Here is a 1,694-nt window from a genome sequence, read left to right on the forward strand (position 1 = left end):
GTTTTTTACGGAGAGTTTGATCCTGGCTCAGGACGAACGCTGGCGGCGTGCTTAACACATGCAAGTCGAACGATGATGCCCAGCTTGCTGGGTGGATTAGTGGCGAACGGGTGAGTAACACGTGAGTAACCTGCCCCGGACTCTGGGATAACGCTGGGAAACTGGTGCTAATACTGGATATGACGTCGCCTCGCATGGGGTGGTGTGGAAAGTTTTTCGGTTCGGGATGGGCTCGCGGCCTATCAGCTTGTTGGTGAGGTAGTGGCTTACCAAGGCGACGACGGGTAGCCGGCCTGAGAGGGCGACCGGCCACACTGGGACTGAGACACGGCCCAGACTCCTACGGGAGGCAGCAGTGGGGAATATTGCACAATGGGCGAAAGCCTGATGCAGCGACGCCGCGTGAGGGATGACGGCCTTCGGGTTGTAAACCTCTTTCAGCAGGGAAGAAGCGCAAGTGACGGTACCTGCAGAAGAAGCACCGGCTAACTACGTGCCAGCAGCCGCGGTAATACGTAGGGTGCGAGCGTTGTCCGGAATTATTGGGCGTAAAGAGCTTGTAGGCGGTTTGTCGCGTCTGCTGTGAAAATCCGGGGCTCAACTCCGGACTTGCAGTGGGTACGGGCAGGCTAGAGTGTGGTAGGGGAGACTGGAATTCCTGGTGTAGCGGTGAAATGCGCAGATATCAGGAGGAACACCGATGGCGAAGGCAGGTCTCTGGGCCATTACTGACGCTGAGAAGCGAAAGCATGGGTAGCGAACAGGATTAGATACCCTGGTAGTCCATGCCGTAAACGTTGGGCGCTAGGTGTGGGACCCATTCCACGGGTTCTGTGCCGCAGCTAACGCATTAAGCGCCCCGCCTGGGGAGTACGGCCGCAAGGCTAAAACTCAAAGGAATTGACGGGGGCCCGCACAAGCGGCGGAGCATGCGGATTAATTCGATGCAACGCGAAGAACCTTACCAAGGCTTGACATACACCGGAATCGCTCAGAGATGGGTGCGCCCTTTGTGGCTGGTGTACAGGTGGTGCATGGTTGTCGTCAGCTCGTGTCGTGAGATGTTGGGTTAAGTCCCGCAACGAGCGCAACCCTCGTCCTATGTTGCCAGCGGGTTATGCCGGGGACTCATGGGAGACTGCCGGGGTCAACTCGGAGGAAGGTGGGGATGACGTCAAATCATCATGCCCCTTATGTCTTGGGCTTCACGCATGCTACAATGGCCGGTACAAAGGGCTGCGATACCGTGAGGTGGAGCGAATCCCAGAAAGCCGGTCTCAGTTCGGATTGGGGTCTGCAACTCGACCCCATGAAGTCGGAGTCGCTAGTAATCGCAGATCAGCAACGCTGCGGTGAATACGTTCCCGGGCCTTGTACACACCGCCCGTCAAGTCACGAAAGTCGGTAACACCCGAAGCCGGTGGCCCAACCCTTGTGGGGGGAGCCGTCGAAGGTGGGACTGGTGATTGGGACTAAGTCGTAACAAGGTAGCCGTACCGGAAGGTGCGGCTGGATCACCTCCTTTCTAAGGAGCTTAGTGCTCTGGACACATGACACACCCCGCCCTTTGTGGTGTTGGGTGTGTTGCCTGGTTTCGTTGCCGTGTGTGTGGCGGCCGGGTGTGTTGGGTGGAACATCGATCATGGTGACATCGTGCTTGTCGTGTGGGTGCCAGTACTGGCCGCGTGACCGCT

General features: G+C 57.9%; 1 rRNA gene. It reads left to right on the top strand.

The features are described 5' to 3' along the window. Positions 1-4: 4 nt before the first annotated feature. A 16S ribosomal RNA gene (locus KD1_RS15855) occupies positions 5-1,525 on the top strand. The last annotated feature ends 169 nt before the right edge of the window (positions 1,526-1,694 follow it).

It is taken from the genome of Kribbia dieselivorans NBRC 106261, from assembly GCF_001552435.1.
Taxonomy (GTDB): domain Bacteria; phylum Actinomycetota; class Actinomycetes; order Actinomycetales; family Dermatophilaceae; genus Kribbia; species Kribbia dieselivorans.